Source organism: Mucilaginibacter sp. (assembly GCF_036568825.1).
Lineage (GTDB): Bacteria > Bacteroidota > Bacteroidia > Sphingobacteriales > Sphingobacteriaceae > Mucilaginibacter.
In genome coordinates this window covers 19476-37386 of record NZ_DATCRU010000031.1, presented here as the reverse complement: position 1 = coordinate 37386, position 17911 = coordinate 19476, and the positions used below count along the sequence as shown (strand labels likewise).

The following is a 17911-nucleotide window of genomic DNA, read 5'->3' as shown; positions in this document are numbered from 1 at the left end:
TCGTAGTAAGATAAATACGATCAGGACCGGTCAATTAGTGTGCCGCTTCTTTTTTAGGGAAAATTAATGAAGCAACGATACTTATTGTCAGTATGCCCAGGATAATGAGCAGCGAATTACCTGTGGTGAGCCCGATCTTATCTGCATAATTGGCAGCCAGCATCTTTAGTCCGATGAAAGACAACAATACCGACAATCCAACTTTGAGGTAATGGAATTTCTCGATAATATTCACCAACAGGAAGAACATCGACCTTAAACCCATGATGGCAAAAATATTCGAGAAGAATACGATGTATGGATCTTTGGTGATCGAAAATATAGCTGGTATGGAGTCAACCGCAAAGATCAGGTCGGTTACCTCGATGATCATCAGTACGAGGAACAGAGGGGTGATCAGCTTTTTGCCGTCGATCTTTATAAAAAACTTTCCGCCTTCAAACTTGGGATGAACAGGAAAATATTTTGATGCAAATTTTACTACCCAGTGGTTCTCCGGGTCGATTTCATCTTCCTGGTTACGGTTGATAAACATCATCACCCCAGTATACACCAGGAAAGCGCCAAACAGGTATAATATCCAATGGAATTGGCTGATAAGGGTTGCGCCCACAAAAATGAACAGGAACCGCATTACGATAGCGCCTATAATTCCCCACAATAATACTTTATGATAATATTTCGGGTTGACTGAGAATGCCGTGAAAATGAGCACCATGACGAAGATGTTATCTACCGATAATGCATATTCCACAACATAACCGGTAATAAACTCCAGAGACAGGTTCTGTCGATATAAACTTAAACTTCCCTGGAAATCATTTGGGTTGAGCTTTAGCCGATGGAAGTGTTTGATATTAATCTCCTGCAGCGCAGCAAAATTATCGATATGATGTAACAGGTGACCGTATTGCAAAATGAGCCAATAAAATATCAGCGCCAATGATACCCATACGCCGCTCATGATCCCGGCTTGTTTCAGGCTTACGGGTTTGTCGCTTTTCCCAAACAGGCCCAGGTCGATGGACATCATCAGGAAAATGAAGACGATGAAGCCGCCTATAAATATCAGTTCGCTCGGCATTATTTATTTCTTTCGGTGGTAAACCGCACTAATTGTTCCAAACTCTCCCGCGATTCGCTCTTCGGGAATGTATTTAATATTTCAAATGCCTCTTCCTGGTATTTTTTCATTTGTGTTTCGGCGTATTGCAATCCCCCTGTTTCTTTTACAAAACGGATGATCTGTTCGATCTTCTTTGGGTCGTCATTATGGTTTTTTACCAGGTTGATGATCCGTTTCCTTTCGGATGAGGTAGTATTATTTAGAGAATAGATCAGCGGTAATGTTACTTTTTTCTCTTTAATATCGATACCAAGTGGCTTGCCTACATCATCGGTTCCAAAATCAAACATATCGTCTTTTATCTGGAACGCAATGCCGATCTTCTCGCCAAACGAGCGCATTTTTTCAATCGTCGCCTCATCAGCCCCTGCTGAGGCTGCCCCACAGGCACAGCAGGACGCGATCAACGAAGCTGTTTTCTGGCGGATCACCTCGTAATAGATTGGTTCATCAACATCCATGCGGCGCACTTTCTCTACCTGTAAAAGCTCGCCCTCGCTCATTTGTTTTACCGCTTCGGATACGATCTGCAATAATTTAAAATCATTATTCTCAATCGAAAGGAGCAAACCTTTGGATAGCAAGAAATCACCTACTAAAACGGCAATCTTGTTTTTCCAGAGTGCATTGATAGAGAAGAATCCCCGGCGCTGATAGGAATTATCCACCACATCGTCGTGAACTAAGGTAGCGGTATGCAGCAATTCAACCAAAGCGGCGCCACGGTGAGTGGCATCAGTAATACCCCCGCAAATGCTGGCCGAAAAGAATACAAACATCGGCCTGATCTGCTTTCCTTTTCGTTTTACAATATAGTGGGTGATACGATCAAGCAGGGGAACGGAGCTTTGCATCGAGGACTTAAACCTTTCCTCAAAAGCATCTATATCGGCGGCAATAGGTTTTTTAATCTCGTCGATGCTCAGCATGGGCCTTACACAAGCTTTTTTATTTCGTTATTGCGATTTGGCAATGTGCAGCAAACATAAGGTTTTTTAGTTGATAGTTGTATTGTTGTTGTAAAGGTTGAAATGGTTGTAATAGTTGAAAAGGTTATAGAAGCTTAAAGTAAAAAGATCAACCTCTACAACCTTTACAACTTCTCCAACCTCTACAACAATTTCACCACCCCATTAAACCAATTCACGGAAATATAATCTATTATTAAAACAACGAAATAATAAATATTAAACAGAACATAATGGAAATTAAAATATTAGGAGGTGTATTAGTTGGTATTTTAGCTATTACCTCCATCGCAAATGCACAAACAAAAACCCCTGTTATTAACCACAGGGAGCACAGGCAGGAACGCCGTATTAACCAGGGCGTGCGCAGCGGCGAACTGACCAAATCAGAAGCCCACCACCTGCGTACCCGCGAAAATAAGATCAGGAATGATAAGCGTATGGCAAAAGCCGACGGCTATGTAACCCGTGGCGAACGCAAACATTTGCGCAGAGAGGAAAATCGTACCAGTCGTGCGATTTACCGCAAGAAACATAATGACCGTGTTAGAGGATAAATTTGATAAGTGTAGTAGTGATTGATTGTGGGCGTCCCGAGTGTGACCGGGGCGCTTTTTTGTGTTTTAGTCCCGGCAGGGTATCTCTCCCCGTCTTAGCAGGGTCTCCCAACGGGGACCCTGCGTTTTAGAACCATAAACCACTTATATTTACGGAATGGCTACCCGAACCGAACACCAAATCACAGATAACACATGGTTTGTCACTTTCACCAATCACGACTGGATTCCGCTATTCCTGTCCCAACAGGGTCTTCCAACGGGGCCGTGTATTAAAGAACCATGGATTATTTATGTTTCACTGGAATGGTTATTACGAATGACTCGCAGCTGAAAATATTTTCACTAATTTCACAGCTTCAGAATTCTTAAATGATACAGCAATTCTACCATGGGCAAAGTAAGGCTCTGTTCCGTTTAGTGCATGATGAGTCAGTGTTTGATCGCATTTTTTATGGAAAGGACAGAAGAGAGCGCCTGCTGACCATGGCCTGGAACCGGGGGGCAGCGCAGCAGGTCAACATTGACGGTATCAACTATGAATTTCCAACCAACACGGTTCTTTGCCTGATGGTTAACGAGTCATTTCATTTTGAACATCCCGCTACCATTGTGGCCTGGCAATTCAACAGGGAGTTTTACTGCATTGTCAATCATGATAAAGAAGTAAGTTGTGTAGGATTTCTTTTTTATGGATCAGCTCAACGCATGTTTATAAGTCTTAATGACGATGACCAAAAGAAAATAGTTTCATTAATACAGGTATTCAGCGATGAACTGGAAGTTAAAGACCATATACAATGGGAAATGTTACAGGTGATGCTGAAGCGCCTGATTATTATCATCACCAGGCTTGCTAGGGAACAATATGTAAATGAGGAAGCACTAACCGGGGACAAGCTCGATATAATAAGGCATTATAATTTCCTTGTTGAGCAGAATTATCGCAAGCAACACCAGGTGAAATTCTACGCCGGGGAGCTTAACAGGTCTCCAAAAACATTATCCAATGTATTCGCGCTGTATAATCAAAAGAGCCCGTTACAGGTGATACAGGAAAGAATAATACAAGAAGCGAAGCGCTTACTTCTTTATACCGATAAAACGGCTAAAGAAGTGGCCTATTTTCTCGGATTTGAGGATGCCGGTCATTTTAGTAAATTCTTTAAAAAACATACAGGGCAATCATTCTCTGATTTTAAAAAGGCGTCTGCTGATACTGTGCCCTTTTAAAACTTTGTCAATACAAACTACTTCGATATAAGCTACTTTGATATTTCCCGGGAAATAATATCCTGTCATCGGGAAATCTAACCATTTTTTCACCCTCCTTTCCAGCCTAACTTTGAGTATCAAATTTAAACTTAAAAAAAATGGAAAAATCAACCATCAGTGCTTCTCACAAAGCTTCTGCTGTATCCAGTGAAAACATGCTGACCAAAATCGCTGCGTGGGTAAGTGCTAAAAATATTCCGTTCATTATTATTGCTATTGGTATGATCGTGATGCTCTTTTGGGCAGGAGCCTTTAAAATGACGTCGCCGGGTGCAGAAGGGATTACCCCGCTTGTTAGCAACAGCCCATTGATCAGTTGGGATTACAAAATATTTGGCCCTTATGTTGGGTCTGATTTGATAGGTGCCACTGAATGGATAGCCGGCACTCTCATACTGATAGGTATCTTCAAACCTAAGGCCGGAATCGTGGGAGGCATTATTGCCGTAGTTATATTTTTCACGACCAGTACCATGCTCCTGACTACCCCCGGAGCGTTCATCCATGTTAACGGAATGGGATATATGAACAACCTGGGTCTGTTTCTATACAAGGATATCATTAATCTGGGAGCGTCTTTTTATCTGATCAGTTATTTTGGCAAAAAAGCAAACTGATCATGGATTGCAAAACTTAACAGGTGTGGTGATTGATTGAAGCGTCCCGGGTGTGACCGGGACGCTTTTTTTATGTTTTCGTCTTAGCAGGGTTTCCCAACATGGTTCTCCCGTTTTAAAATAAGTAGTGCATACAACGTAAGGTACTCTGCGAAAGATCTGCTAGAACGGAAACTAAGTGCTATCTTTAAAACCAAGAATATATGGACATAGACGAAAACATAGAACTTACATCAAAGCAAATCCTGATTTTATTTTTTATTGAAACAGAGTTTGCCAATAACCAATACAAGCTGATAAAACACCTTGATAGGTCAGAATTTTTCCCAGCTGACCTTTATACAAATTTACAGCCGCTATTTGAGCACCGTTTTATCGAAGTATCAGGCCATTTGAATAACGGCACTCCTTTTCAATATGCGATTACGGAACGAGGAACAAAATACCTTGATGCAAATTTGAGAAGTAACGACCTAATGCAGTTTGCCAATGGCTATTCTAATAAAGATTTCATGGTGCAGATAATTTCTGTTTTACTTGAAAGGCGATCTCAGAAGTGAAGTCCTGATGCCCAAAAAAATGTATAAGGGGACGAAACAACCTTTCTGTCCCAACGGGGACCCTGCGTCTTAGAACTCCTTTATGCCCCCATCGTTCCAGTCTTCACTTCTCCGGCCCGCTTATAATTGGCAAAGATAACACCACTTGGTGTAACAGCGCTATCCGTCAAAGTAAATGTTCCCGGAATCGTCGCATCACTGTATATTGTTTTCCCTTTACCAAGAAGCACGGGGTAAATTTTGAGCCAGAGCTCGTCCACCAGATCGTGCTTCAATAGTAACTGAACAAGCTCACCGCTGCCCCAAACTTTAATGTCGGAACCTTCTGAATTTTTGAGCTTTTCGATATCTGCCACGCTTGTAAGAAAAACTGAGTTGTTCCAGTCTGACTTTGTCATGGTATTGGACAAAACATATTTCTTCACATCGTTAATACCTGGCCAATGGTCGGCGTGTTGAGGCCAGAAAGATTCAAAAATTTCAAACGTTTTTCTGCCCACCAGGATGTCCGTTGGTTCCATCTGTTTTTGCATCAGCTTACCCGAAGCTTCGTCAGAAAAAGGAGCGGACCAGCCGCCGTATTTGAAACCGCCTGATGGATCTTCTGTTGGGCCGCCGGGAGCCTGCATTACGCCATCTAAAGATATAAACGTCAAAACAATTATTTTTCTCATGATAATTTCCTCCTTAATTGGTTTTGTTATAATACAAATCTCGTGAACAATAGGATACTCCTGGTATTGTGAATACGGCAAAACGACGGGCTGAATGCGACAACACAAAACTTTAAGTAACGTGGAAAATACTCACTTGTTTGTATTAATACGCGAAAAAACAATCCTCCAAACAACCACTATCAAGCCCCCGTTCTCAAAGAAAAACAATACTTATGAAAACACAAGATTTTGACACGCTCAACATTGGGCCGGATGATGACGACATAAACGACCCTGCAAACCAGGAAAATTATCCTGAGACTGATATCGATGGTGGAGACGAGCTTGACACCGAAGATACAGAAGATGAAGATGATGACCTGGCTGATACCGAAGACACAAACGACAACCTGGGAGATGACGACGACATCAATGAAAACGAAGAAGATGATCTTAGCGACCGCTCAGCCAATGACGTTGATGGCAACGGCGGCTACCCGGACGATAAGGGTACTATTAATCCCGGCGTTATTTAGTTGGAGGGCAGCTCTGCAAAAGAATTTGAAATTGCCTCCGCCAGGGTCTCGAAAGGGACCCTTTGTTGATTAAATACCATGCATCTGTTTTAATCTTTTAGCTAACAGCTCCTGATCTTCGCTGCTCGAATTGCCCAGATCAACAGCTGGTTTATGCTTAACCTTGTCCACCGGTTCATATTTCAAGCTCCACCTGATGGCCTCTATCATCAACGGCATCAGATCAAGACTTTTTTGTGTTAAACTATAAATCACTTTTTGTTTGTGATCCGGGTCTGGCTGTTTTGTTAGTAGCCCTTCTCGCTCCATTGTATTCAGCCTGTCGGTTAAAATGTTTGACGCGATTTTTTCTTCTGACTGAAGCAATTGTCTGAAATGTCGTTTGTTTTCAAACATAATGTCTCTCAATATTAAAAGGCTCCACTTATCTCCAATTGCCTCAACAATAAGATTGAGCGGACAAAATGAACGATGCTTTTCCATTTATTTCTGATTTTATTTTAAAACTAGTTGCATTTTGCAATTATTGATCTATATTTGCAACTGCTTGTTATTTGCAACTGGTTGCAAATATAGTTAAACACTTTTTAATCTTACAAAATCATGAGTAACGAACAAAACAACAAAACGGCAAAGCCAGGCTTGCTGACAACCAAAATACTGGCTGTTGGCCATTTAATAGAAAAAGCAATGAACGAAGCCGAACGCGGACCGGTTATGGTTGATGAAGTACCGGCTACAGTGCGCCTGTACCTCGACGGTAAAATTGAACAATGGTGGATCAAACCGGATAGAAGCGGGGTAGTATTTATTCTGAACCTTACCGACACTAAAGAAGCAAGCGAAACTTTGGGAACACTTCCTTTATGCGTTGCAGGAATGATGAAGTTCGATCTAATTCCCCTCGGGCCGCTTGCACCATTGCGTATGCTTCTGAACGATTAATTTAGAGATTGCACTAGTCCGGGGAAATAAAATGCCGCTAATGATGTAAGCGGCATTTTTAATTTTAGCAAAATGTGCGTGCTTATATGAACATCTTGACGAGAGTTTGTCAACCGCCATGCATTTATTCAGGATTCAAAAAAACCAAGAGGGAAGAAATTGGCGTTAAAAAGATCACTGCCATTTTCGATTTTATAGAAACGACTGCCACTTATTGTTGTGGGTACTAATGTATGCTCGTGTGCTGCATTATTTGTACCGCTTTCGGGGTTTGTATCAAGTACATAAACTTCTGGTTTGCCCCACTGTTTTTTAACTGGCGATATTGGGCTATCACTTTTCATGATAATTCGTTTAGATTAGATTATAAAAATGGCTCTTATCAGGCAAAAAGTGAAAATTGATAAAGAATGGCTTCGGCAACGCAATATATAAAAAAGCCCGGCTTTCGCCAGGCACTAAATTGATCTGCGGAGAGAGAGGGATTCGAACCCTCGATACCCTTTAGGGGTATACACACTTTCCAGGCGTGCTCTTTCGACCACTCAGACATCTCTCCGGGAAATGGGATTGCAAATGTATAACAATTGCGCAGAATATTGAACAGGAATATTAACAGTAGAAGTCCCTCAGAGAGATATATTGCAGGAATAGATTAGCGGTTAATAAAACCGGAATTATTACCGTACAGGCAGGCTTTGGTATATCTCATGCAATATTGAATCCGTTTCTGTCTGTTTGCTTTCCGATAATTCTTCGCCCCTGAAACGGATGAGCTTTGCAGGGTTTCCGGCAACAATGGCGTAAGGAGGAACATCTTTCACAACAATACTGCCCGAGCCTATTATTGCTCCATCTCCAATCTCAACCCCGTTTATTACCGCATTAGCGCCTATCAGCACATCATTGCCGATTTTAGAAGGTTTTGCCTGTTCAGGTTGCTGCGTCAGTAAAGTGTCCTTGTTGAAAGATACGCGTTTGGAAGATAATATCCTTACTCCGGGCCCTACCATAACATCATTACCTATAACAACTCCACCTTCGCCATATACCGTTATGAACGAACCCATATAGACATTGTTCCCTATATCTATACGGCCATGAAAAGCATTCAGGATAGTAAATTGCTCAACCTCAGCATATCCGTGGAAGATAATTTTACCTGATGGAGTAATCAATCTCGCTCTCAAAGAAATATTACTATGACCATTAAAGTGGATATGTTTGTTCATATATTTTAGCCTGGTGATTTGATGTTTCACCCACAAAACAACTTCGCGTTTACCCATATTTAATAAGTTTTTATCAAAGGGGGTATCGGGTAGTATTACGATAATGCTGAATGGTTGGTTATGGTTAAATAATTTTTTTTTGCTCTCAGCACGAGGCTCACAATTGGCCTCTGCATTTGCTGCAGCAGTTAAACTTCTTGTTTCAGAAGGGTTTTTCAATCAGTTCCCTGCATTATAAGAATTTTATATATTTAAGAAAACTTAAACATTATAAAATTGGTGATTGGTAAATTGGGAGAAACTATTAAGAGGGTACAGGTACTACTTGTACTGGCAATAGTTTTATTATCGGGTTTTAAAGCCGCGCAAACTTTTCCAGATCCATTAGTAGTTACTATAAGCAACCCCGATGCCCATCCTTGCCCCGGGCAACCGGTTAATTTTACTGCATCGGTGACCAATGGCAGTTCAAATTTGTTTTATCAATGGCAGGTTAACGGAGTCAATGTCGGTCCAAACAGTCCATCATTTACGATTTTAAATGATATTTCAAATCCTATTAAAAAGACTGATGTTATACAATGTCTGGTGACCGATAAGAGCAATGGCGCCACGGCAACATCCAACAAATTAAGTGGCATTGAGGTACTGGTTACAGAAGATCTATTTTTTGGGATTTTTATACAAAATGATCTTCCCGTGTGCCCCGGAACGACTATACTGATGGGTTCAACTAGTAATAACCTGGCGCGAAATGGCGTATTGAACCTTGTTGGTGTATGGAGTGTTAATGGGGTTCCGGTGCATCAGGGACTAACCTTTATTTATGACACGCCTAAGGACGGTGATGTAATTACTTGTGAAGCCACTTATACAGCTAAATGTATAACCAAAGTTGTGGAGTCTAACAGTGTAACCGTCCGGGTATTAACACAGCCGCCTACAACGGTCACCATTAGTCCTGCTGATTATAACGGATGCGCTGGCGCACCGGTCACCTTTAATGCCACGGTTACTAATGGCGGCAACACCCATTACCAGTGGATGGTTAACGGTAAAAGTTTAGGGAGCGATAACCCCCAATTGACTACTTCCGATTTAAAAACGGGCGACCAGGTTAGCTGTAACGTATCAACAAACAGACCATGTCTTATCGAAACCGTTCAGTCAAACATAGTCCCGGTAACGGTTTTGCCACAAACCACTAATTCGGTATCCATCACATGCGATGCAGTAAATAACTTTATTGTCGCAAATCAGCTGGTGACTTTTACGGCCCAACCTGCCTATACCGGTCCGGTTAGTTATCAATGGCAGGTTAATGGTAAATCAGTTGGTACGGACAATCCCGTTTTTAAGGATGACAACTTGACTATAGGAGATGTAGTAACCTGTATCACTACAACATCAGGCGCATGCGTATTGCCTCAATCAGCAACCTCAAATGCTATTACCATATTAATGCATGTGCCTTTAAGCATACCTAATGCCTTTACGCCGAATGGTGACGGTATTAATGATACCTGGAACATTAAAGCGTTATGATCTACCCCACCTGCAATGTAAGAATTTTCGACCGGTATGGCAGCTCGGTTTACCAATCGGTTGGATATTCAAAGTCCTGGGATGGTACCTTTAACAACAGGCAATTACCAACGGGGGTATATTATTATTTGATCAACCTCAACGATGGCACTCCGCCATATTCAGGCTATGTAACTATTTTAAGATAGGGAGCTTATTTCTTTTTTATAAGTGTCAAGTCCCCATCATCATAATTGGCGGTCACCACCCGGTTAGCAAAAAGCAGGCGGCCAGGCTCAGCTTTAGCTAATTGTTTAAGCGTATCAATCACCAGTGCCTGCACATTCGCCCGTTTTAATCCTGTGGTCGCCTCAGCGGGTAGCGTAAAATACTTGTTTGCCCTTATTGGTTGATAATCTATTTCACCTGCCCAATCGTCATCGTCCGCATCATAAACTTCGGCGCCGGTTATATAAACCATATATTTTTTGTCCGACTGCATCATGCCGAAATTAATGGCGATAATATCCTCTCCGGGAGGGTTTTCTGTCTCAACCTTTTTAATCCAATCTGAAAAAAGTCCTGTAAGGTTCATGGCTCTGCATGCTGTGTGAAAGATCAGCCTTATAAATATACAAAATGGGAATGGCATATTATATCAGTAAATCATATGAAAAAATAAATCTGTCAGAACTAAAAAATATCCGCGGTGTTCTATTTATAAAATATACCATATGAAAAATCCATTTGAAAGAAACGATCATAGAGTGCTGATAGGCGGCGTTATAGCTGGTTCAGTAATAGCAGGCGCAGCCGCTTATTTATTTTTGACAGAAACTGGCAGCACAATCCGCCGGGATGTAGCTGACCGGTTAGATCGGCTAAAGCAAAAATTTTTTGGCAATGGGACGCAGCCTGTTGTTGAAGGAGTGCCGGAATATATGCAAAAGCCACACAAAGCACCAAAAACTGACCGGGAAGAGCTCAAAAAGAATGAAATTCTGCATGAGCAAAACCCGGAAGAAGGAACGCCGTAAAGCTGATTCTAAATCTCAGAACCATAACTGAATAAAGCCGTGTTATCAGAATTGCTGAATACACACGATATTTTTTACCTTTGCGGTGTGAAACTTGTCAGTCTGATATTGGCGCTGTATGTAGCTTTCCTGTCTGTAAAGCCTTGCTGTACGGATAGTGATTGCCAGGCAAAAAACCCCGCCGATTACGCTATGAACGGCAAGCTGCCAGTAAAACAGGGTGACTGTGCAGGTTGTTCGCCATTTTTTACTTGTGGTTCCTGCACCGGCTTTATTCTCAATCAGCCTGTATTATTTGAATTGCCGATCATTGCCGACAACCCTGTTAAGCATACTGCTTTTTATAAGCAACCGGGCATTCAACAAATTACCTTATCCATTTGGCAGCCGCCTAAATTGAGTTAATACTATCATCGGCATTACGCCTCAACTTTTGTATTAACTTCAATCCATTATTCATGAAAAAACTGATCGTGCTTTTTACAGCACTTCTTTATAATGCTATTTCTTTTGCGCAAAATAATTTGCGTGCCATAATAAAAGACGCCAAAACCAATGAAATATTAATTGGTGCAACCGCCACTTTAAACAGTAAAGGCGCCGCTTCCGATACATCGGGACTGATCGTCCTGAAAAATATACCCAACGGCACACAGGTTATAAAGTTCAGCTATGTGGGCTATGAAACCCGGCTGGACACCCTTAGTTTTCCTTTGATCCAAACAACGCCATTGCTTATTTTGCTTGACCCCAATGGTAACGAACTCGAAAGCGTAGTGATTGGCGCTACACGCAGCAGTCGTACGATTGCTAATACGCCTACCCGCGTAGAAGTTATTTCCGGTGATGAGCTGGATGAAAAGGGTAATATGAAACCCGGCGACATCCGCATGTTGCTGGCCGAAAGTACGGGTATCCAAACCCAGCAGACTTCGGCCACCAGCGGTAATTCGAGCATTCGCATACAGGGGCTCGATGGACGTTACACACAGATCATCCGCGACGGGTTCCCCCTTTACTCTGGTTTTTCTGGTGGCCTCGGCCTTTTACAAATCGCACCGCTCGATCTTAAGCAGGTGGAAGTGATCAAAGGATCTTCCTCAACTTTGTATGGTGGAGGGGCTATTGCCGGCTTGGTGAACCTCGTTTCTAAAACACCAACCAAAGACCAGAAGCTGGATTTCTTGTTCAACGGCACCTCTGCAAAAGGTCTTGACGCGAGTATGTTTTACGGACAAAAATTTACTACCACGGGCGTGACCATCTACACAGCATATAATCATGGCACGCCTTATGACCCCGCTGGCATTGGCTTATCGGCTATCCCCCGGTTTAATCGGTATACACTTAATCCGAAGCTGTTTTTTTACCTTGATAAGCGTACGACATTCATCGCCGGCATTAATGCTACGGTTGAAGACCGTATTGGCGGCGATATGCAATATCTCAGTGGTAATGGCGATACTCAACATTCATATTTTGAACAGAATAAAACCGGTCGTTATAGTTCACAACTCGAATTAGATCACAATATTAATGAAAGGGAAAAATGGATCATCAAAAACAGTGTCAGCTATTTTGGACGGAGTGTCACTTTGCCGGATTATCGTTTTTCGGGTTTGCAGATTTCATCTTATAGCGAAGCAAATTATGCATATAGCAGTGCAAAAATGGATTGGGTAGCAGGACTAAATTATCTTACTGACAATTTTAATGAAGATCGTAACAGTACTTTTCCCCTGCGCAGCTATCATTATCAAACGGTTGGTGCATTTGCTCAGAATACCTGGAACGCAACTGAAAAGCTGACTGTTGAATCCGGTTTGCGTGGTGATTACCATAATGCTTATGGTTTTTTTCTCCTACCCAGGTTGTCGTTTTTATATAAATTCAATGAACATTTTTCAAGCAGGTTAGGTGGCGGGTTAGGGTATAAAGCGCCAACCGTGTTTACAGAAGATGCAGAGCGCATAGACTTTCGTAATGTGCTGCCCGTGGATGTCGCTAATACCCATGCCGAACGATCGTACGGTGCTAATTATGATCTGAACTACCGGACTGGTTTGTTTGACAACCAGGTAAGCTTCAGTATCAATCAATTGTTCTTTTATACACGTATCGAAAACCCGATTCTTTTTGTACCACTGACTAATGGAGATTATCAATACCAACAACCGGGCGGCGACTTGAATACTAAAGGGATCGAAACCAATGTGAAGCTTACTTACAATAATTTTAAACTCTTCCTGGGGTATACATTTGCCGATGTTTCACAGCACATCGGCCAAACCTTTAGCGCTTACCCGCTTGTTTCAAAACACAGATTGAACAATGTATTGGTTTACGAAGTAGAGGATAAATTCAAGATCGGCGCTGAAGCGTATTACTTTAGTCCGCAAAAGCTGAATGATGGCGCTACCGGGCGAGGTTACTGGACAGCCGGTCTAATGGCAGAGAAATTTTTTGGACAATTTTCCCTATTCATCAATTTTGAAAACCTCACAGATACCCGGCAAACCAAATTCGGGCCTATCTATAGTGGCAGTATTACTGATCCGGTGTTCAAAGATATCTATGCGCCATTGGATGGATTTGTAATAAATGGAGGAATAAAACTAAGATTAGGTAATTGAAATTGTATTCAAAGCAGGGCCTTACAAACAAGGCCTTGCTTTGAAAAGTATTAGTTTCTCAAAACAAAAAATACCGCCAATCGTGTTATCTTAGTACATTGTTTTCCTGCTAACGGTCTCTTGTACAAGTCCTTTCTAATTGTCTATTTTATTTATTGCTATTAATTTTTTTATTTATGAGAACAACTATTACCGCTTGTTATATAATTGCTGTTATATTCCTCGCATCCTGTCAAAAGTCGGCCGTTAGTCCGGCATCAGAAAAATCGACACCCTCATTCGCATCAAAGAATTTATCATCTGTTAATGCGGCAATGCCTTATAACGACAAACAGGACTTTGATATGACCACGTTGGGTATACAGGCAGCCGGTTGTAACGGCGAACAACTTCAGGTGGTGAGCGGAATCTATCATCTCGACTTGCATGGCGTGATCAACGGCAATAATTTTACAGCAGTAGAACATGTGAATGCCCAACATTTTAAGCTAGTTGGTATGGCGACAGGCACAGCTTATACAGGGTCGGTCTCATATAACCAATCCTTTAACTCATCATTTATCAACGGAAAGTTTATAACAAAGACTACCCAATCCATCCTGTTAACCACATCGGGCGGCAAAAACAATGTAATGGTGAAGATGGATGTTCATGAAACCCTCAACGCCAACGGCACGCTTACGGCCAGTATCGACAATTTCCGGACTGATAATTGCAAGTGAATGATATAAGGCGGGTTTCCCCACGGCAGACCCGCCTTACAAAGCTCTCCTCGAGAGCCATAGCTCATTCCGAGCGAAGGCTCTTCACCGGGTTAGCAAACGCAGCTCTTATAGATTGAAAACTGATGGTGATCAAAGTAATTACAATTGCCGCTATTGCTGACAGTAAAAACACCCACGGCCCGATGCTTATCCGGTAATCATATTGTTGTAACCAGCCCGTCATAAAATAAAGTGCTAGAGGCGCAGCAATTACACAACCGATTAATACCAGCACCATAAAGTCTTTGGATAATAATAGCCAAACACTGCTAACCGAAGCTCCTAAAACCTTGCGGATGCCGATTTCCTTGGTTCGTTGCTCCGCCATATAGGCTGCCAGGCCGAACAGGCCCAGGCACGAGATCAGGATGGTTAAGCCCGCGAAAACGGCAGCCAGCTTGCCCACCAGTTGCGCCTGTTTGAAATTATTATCATAAGCCGCGTCAGCAAAAAAATAATCGTAAGGATAAGCGGGATTGTATTTATTAAAGATGGGTGCTAGTTTGTCAATCGCATCGTGCGCATTCACACCAGGCTTAAGGCGGTAGATCATGGTGCCGGATATATCCGGCTTATAAATAAACAAGGCGGGTATTACTGCTGAAAATGGCGAGCCGATGATCGCGTTTTTAATCACGCCGATGATCCGCACGGGTTCTTTAGATAATTCAGTGGTCAGCACCTGGCCCACAGGGTTTTTTAGCCGCAGTTGCGCCACCGCAGCTTCGTTAAGAATAACATGGAGTGTATCATCAGGCGTTCCCGCAAATTCCCGCCCTTCTTGGATTTTAATACCTGAGGTTTTAAAAAAGTCTTCTGACACTGCAGCATAATTAATACCGAGGGTTTCCCCGGAGTTTTTACCGGGCCAGTTTAACAGGTTGCAGCCAGCCTGGAAATCAATTACAGGGACTGGGCTGGATGCCCTGGTAACATTCGTTACAAGCCCGCTTTGCAGCAAGTCATTTTTAATGGCGATATAATTGAGGTTCAGATCAGCGCTCATCGTTGTCATTACCAGGCGGTCTGCATTATAGCCGGTCGGCCGGTTTTTAACATGGTTGATCTGCTGATAAATGATGATGGTTCCGATGATCAGCGCAATGGAACAGGTAAATTGAATGACGACCAGGATCTTGCGGGGCAATGCCGCAGATTTACCAACCCGTAGTGTGCCGCGCAGCACTTTTACCGGGTTAAATGAAGAAAGGTAAAAAGCCGGCCTGCTGCCGGCCATGACACCGGTAAATAAAATGAATGACAGCAGTAATAACCAGAAAAGAGGCGCCGTGTAAGGTATGGCCAGCGAATTGCCGGTTAGTGCATTAAAAGTTGGTAACGACAACTGAACAATCAAAATAGCAAAAAGGGCGGCTATAAAGGTAACCATAATGGACTCGGTCAGGAACTGCAAAATCAGGCTGGCCCGGTTAGAACCGATAGCTTTTCTCACACCAACCTCTCTTGCCTTTTTCTCCGACCGCGCTGTAAACAAATTGACAAAATTAATACAGGCGATAAGCAAAACCAGTGCGCCGATAATGCAGAACATGCGCACATAAACGATCAGGCCGCCCGATGCTTTACCATTTTTGAAATCAGAATACAGGTGCCAGCTTTTTACCGGGTATAAAACGATTTCGATTTTATGAATAGGATCATGCCCTTGCAGCAGGTTTTTGATCTTTGGCGCAAATTGTTCTTCAGTTACTCCAGGCTGCAATTCAACGTACTGAATAAACGGGTAATAGGTCCAGTTCGTTTTGGCAGGTTTTACCCAGGGCTCGGTTGCTTCCCAATAACTAAACGGCAACAGGAAGCTGAACTGAAAGGTGGAATTTTCAGGCAAATTATCCATCAAACCGGCCACTTTTACATTATGCATATTATCCATCCGGATAATTTTACCAATCGGATCATCGCTCCCAAATAAAGCTTTAGCGGTAGCCTGTGTAAGAACGATGGAATAAGGTTCATTGAGCACTGTAGCGGGATTGCCGGAAAGTAAATGAAACCGGAACATCTTTAAAAAGTCGCTCCCCACGATCATGCCTTGCTGGTACAGCTTTTTGTCGCCCACTATCAGGCTGTGGTTGAATGTCCAACCTGATTCGGCAACATATTTAACTTCCGGAAAATTGCTGCGCAGGGCATTGGCAACCGGCATGCAGCCGCCGCTTTGCGTTTGGATATTTCCATTTTGATTGAAGTTCAGTTTAATCTGGTAAAGCTGGGTGTAATTAGGCAGAAAACGGTCGTAGGAATATTCGTGCCATGCCCATAATGCGATCAGTAACGTTACCGCGATCCCCGCCGCGAGTCCGGTAATATTGAGGGCGCTGTAAACCTTATTCCCAAGAATGTTGCGCCAGGCGATCTTTAAATAATTTCGTATCATGATATTGCGTGTTAATTTTCCGGGAGCCCAGGTTGGTGGGCTTTCCGAACGCAATATTACCGGCCGTATGTGTGGCATGGGTGCCAACTTATCAATTGGCAGAGTTTTTCTAACACCATTTTTATATTCCAAAGGGGTTTTGCCCGTCATTTCCTTGAAAACGCGATGGAAAGTTCTTTCAGAGTTGAACCCTGATTCATAACCGATCCCGGGCAAAGTGAGCTTATCGTAGGCAGGGTCCTGCATTTTTCGCGCCACTTCACGCACGCGAAACTCATTGATAAAATCACTGAAATTCTTTTCCAACCCCACATTGATGATCCGGGACAGATCATGCGGATGAATTGATAGTTTCACAGCCAATGTGGTCAACGTCAACTCGGCATCCTCATAGAGACGGTTGGCCGCCACAGCTTCCTTTAATCTTCGGCCTTTCTCCCTTGCGTCTGACCGATCCGTTATTGGCATAGTCAGTGGTACGTCGCTATCAGGCCCTAACTCCACCACTGCCGCCATTCCAATCAGTACAAAAGCAACAGCAAAAGAGAACATATCATTGAACAGCCATAACAAGCAGAATAAGCCAAGCAGAAACAGCGTCCTTTCCAATCGGCGAAAAGCAAACCGAGGTCTGTCCATCAGAACCGGGTGCAACCTGCAATAGAAATCCTGTATCAATCGGTGTGATAAGTATAAATAGATAAGGATCAAACTTATAACTACCCAGGCAGGCATCCAATGTCCCACAAGCAAAGGACAAAAGTGCAGCATATCTTTCCTGATAAACTTTCGATCTGGGTTTGTTAGCCGCTGTACATAAAAATATAGGAGCGGCCCAAGCGCAGGTAAAAGAAATGATGTAAGTCCGCCAGCCTTTAATACGATAACGGTTAAGGCCGAACCTAAAAACAAGTTACCTGTCCGGCTTCCCTTTTTTGCGAACGCTAAAAGCAGCGCAAGCGTCAGCCCAGAGAAAAGCGTCGCATGGGAGGCCAGGTCATAGAGATCGATATGGGAAAAATAGGGTCTCAACTATAATTAGCTTCGTCAATCATTGTTCCAATACGTCAATAAATTGATTGT

Annotated in this window: 19 protein-coding genes, 1 tRNA gene and 1 pseudogene; 12 read left to right on the top strand and 9 right to left on the bottom strand. The window is 42.7% G+C overall.

Features of this window, described 5'->3' with window-relative positions:
- Positions 1-34: 34 nt before the first annotated feature.
- A complete protein-coding gene (locus VIM89_RS06690; RefSeq protein ID WP_488155366.1) occupies positions 35-1084 on the bottom strand; it encodes a TerC/Alx family metal homeostasis membrane protein in 1050 nt (349 codons plus the stop codon).
- Positions 1084-2055, bottom strand: coding sequence for a polyprenyl synthetase family protein (locus VIM89_RS06685; protein ID WP_488155365.1), 972 nt, complete (start codon positions 2053-2055; stop codon positions 1084-1086). The genes VIM89_RS06690 and VIM89_RS06685 overlap by 1 nt, the downstream gene beginning before the upstream one ends.
- A gap of 272 nt (positions 2056-2327) precedes the next feature.
- On the opposite strand from VIM89_RS06685, the gene VIM89_RS06680 reads away from it, so the two are divergent.
- The 4 genes from VIM89_RS06680 to VIM89_RS06665 all read left to right on the top strand — a co-directional run bounded on the left by VIM89_RS06680 (position 2328) and on the right by VIM89_RS06665 (position 5103).
- Positions 2328-2651, top strand: a complete 324-nt coding sequence (locus VIM89_RS06680; RefSeq protein WP_488155364.1) for a hypothetical protein — start codon at positions 2328-2330, stop codon at positions 2649-2651.
- A gap of 372 nt (positions 2652-3023) precedes the next feature.
- Positions 3024-3884, top strand: a complete 861-nt coding sequence (locus VIM89_RS06675) for an AraC family transcriptional regulator (protein WP_488155363.1) — start codon at positions 3024-3026, stop codon at positions 3882-3884.
- A 140-nt stretch (positions 3885-4024) separates the two neighbouring features.
- Positions 4025-4543 (top strand): DUF417 family protein, encoded by a 519-nt coding sequence (locus tag VIM89_RS06670; RefSeq protein WP_488155362.1) that lies wholly within the window; start codon positions 4025-4027, stop codon positions 4541-4543.
- 203 nt (positions 4544-4746) lie between these two features.
- The gene (locus VIM89_RS06665) at positions 4747-5103 is read left to right on the top strand and encodes a hypothetical protein (protein ID WP_488155361.1); all 357 of its coding nucleotides are present in this window, start codon (positions 4747-4749) and stop codon (positions 5101-5103) included.
- Between the two features lie 80 nt (positions 5104-5183).
- Here the strand turns inward: VIM89_RS06665 and VIM89_RS06660 are convergent, their stop codons facing one another.
- Positions 5184-5777, bottom strand: coding sequence for a dihydrofolate reductase family protein (locus tag VIM89_RS06660; RefSeq protein ID WP_488155360.1), 594 nt, complete (start codon positions 5775-5777; stop codon positions 5184-5186).
- Positions 5778-5992: 215 nt separating this feature from the next.
- On the opposite strand from VIM89_RS06660, the gene VIM89_RS06655 reads away from it, so the two are divergent.
- A complete protein-coding gene (locus VIM89_RS06655; protein WP_488155359.1) occupies positions 5993-6295 on the top strand; it encodes a hypothetical protein in 303 nt (100 codons plus the stop codon).
- Between the two features lie 69 nt (positions 6296-6364).
- Here the strand turns inward: VIM89_RS06655 and VIM89_RS06650 are convergent, their stop codons facing one another.
- Positions 6365-6778: a winged helix-turn-helix transcriptional regulator gene (locus VIM89_RS06650; protein WP_488155358.1), complete on the bottom strand. Its 414-nt coding sequence runs from the start codon at positions 6776-6778 to the stop codon at positions 6365-6367.
- 120 nt (positions 6779-6898) lie between these two features.
- Between VIM89_RS06650 and VIM89_RS06645 the strand changes: the two genes are divergently transcribed.
- Positions 6899-7240: a hypothetical protein gene (locus VIM89_RS06645; RefSeq protein ID WP_488155357.1), complete on the top strand. Its 342-nt coding sequence runs from the start codon at positions 6899-6901 to the stop codon at positions 7238-7240.
- A gap of 128 nt (positions 7241-7368) precedes the next feature.
- Here VIM89_RS06645 and VIM89_RS06640 read toward each other — a convergent pair whose 3' ends face one another.
- The 3 genes and pseudogenes from VIM89_RS06640 to VIM89_RS06630 all read right to left on the bottom strand — a co-directional run.
- Entirely contained in the window at positions 7369-7584 is a 216-nt protein-coding gene (locus VIM89_RS06640) for a hypothetical protein (protein ID WP_488155356.1), read from the bottom strand.
- 127 nt (positions 7585-7711) lie between these two features.
- A tRNA-Ser gene (locus VIM89_RS06635) sits at positions 7712-7799 on the bottom strand.
- Between the two features lie 187 nt (positions 7800-7986).
- Positions 7987-8175 (bottom strand): annotated as a pseudogene (locus VIM89_RS06630) (DapH/DapD/GlmU-related protein); the annotation flags it as partial.
- A gap of 573 nt (positions 8176-8748) precedes the next feature.
- On the opposite strand from VIM89_RS06630, the gene VIM89_RS06625 reads away from it, so the two are divergent.
- Positions 8749-10017, top strand: coding sequence for an immunoglobulin domain-containing protein (locus tag VIM89_RS06625; protein WP_488155355.1), 1269 nt, complete (start codon positions 8749-8751; stop codon positions 10015-10017).
- Positions 10014-10205, top strand: a complete 192-nt coding sequence (locus VIM89_RS06620; protein WP_488155354.1) for a T9SS type B sorting domain-containing protein — start codon at positions 10014-10016, stop codon at positions 10203-10205. Before VIM89_RS06625 ends, VIM89_RS06620 begins: the two co-directional genes overlap by 4 nt.
- Before the next feature lie 5 nt (positions 10206-10210).
- Here VIM89_RS06620 and VIM89_RS06615 read toward each other — a convergent pair whose 3' ends face one another.
- Entirely contained in the window at positions 10211-10591 is a 381-nt protein-coding gene (locus VIM89_RS06615) for a hypothetical protein (RefSeq protein ID WP_488155353.1), read from the bottom strand.
- Positions 10592-10730: 139 nt separating this feature from the next.
- Between VIM89_RS06615 and VIM89_RS06610 the strand changes: the two genes are divergently transcribed.
- The 4 genes from VIM89_RS06610 to VIM89_RS06595 all read left to right on the top strand — a co-directional run bounded on the left by VIM89_RS06610 (position 10731) and on the right by VIM89_RS06595 (position 14388).
- Positions 10731-11033 carry a hypothetical protein gene (locus VIM89_RS06610; RefSeq protein WP_488155352.1) on the top strand — a complete coding sequence of 101 codons (303 nt, stop codon included), beginning with the start codon at positions 10731-10733 and terminating at the stop codon, positions 11031-11033.
- Between the two features lie 39 nt (positions 11034-11072).
- Positions 11073-11438, top strand: coding sequence for a DUF6660 family protein (locus VIM89_RS06605; protein ID WP_488155351.1), 366 nt, complete (start codon positions 11073-11075; stop codon positions 11436-11438).
- Positions 11439-11491: 53 nt separating this feature from the next.
- Entirely contained in the window at positions 11492-13666 is a 2175-nt protein-coding gene (locus VIM89_RS06600) for a TonB-dependent receptor (RefSeq protein ID WP_488155350.1), read from the top strand.
- A 176-nt stretch (positions 13667-13842) separates the two neighbouring features.
- Positions 13843-14388 (top strand): hypothetical protein, encoded by a 546-nt coding sequence (locus VIM89_RS06595; protein WP_488155349.1) that lies wholly within the window; start codon positions 13843-13845, stop codon positions 14386-14388.
- Between the two features lie 64 nt (positions 14389-14452).
- On the opposite strand, the gene VIM89_RS06590 is transcribed toward VIM89_RS06595, so the two are convergent.
- Entirely contained in the window at positions 14453-17860 is a 3408-nt protein-coding gene (locus VIM89_RS06590; protein WP_488155348.1) for an ABC transporter permease, read from the bottom strand.
- Positions 17861-17911: the final 51 nt, after the last annotated feature.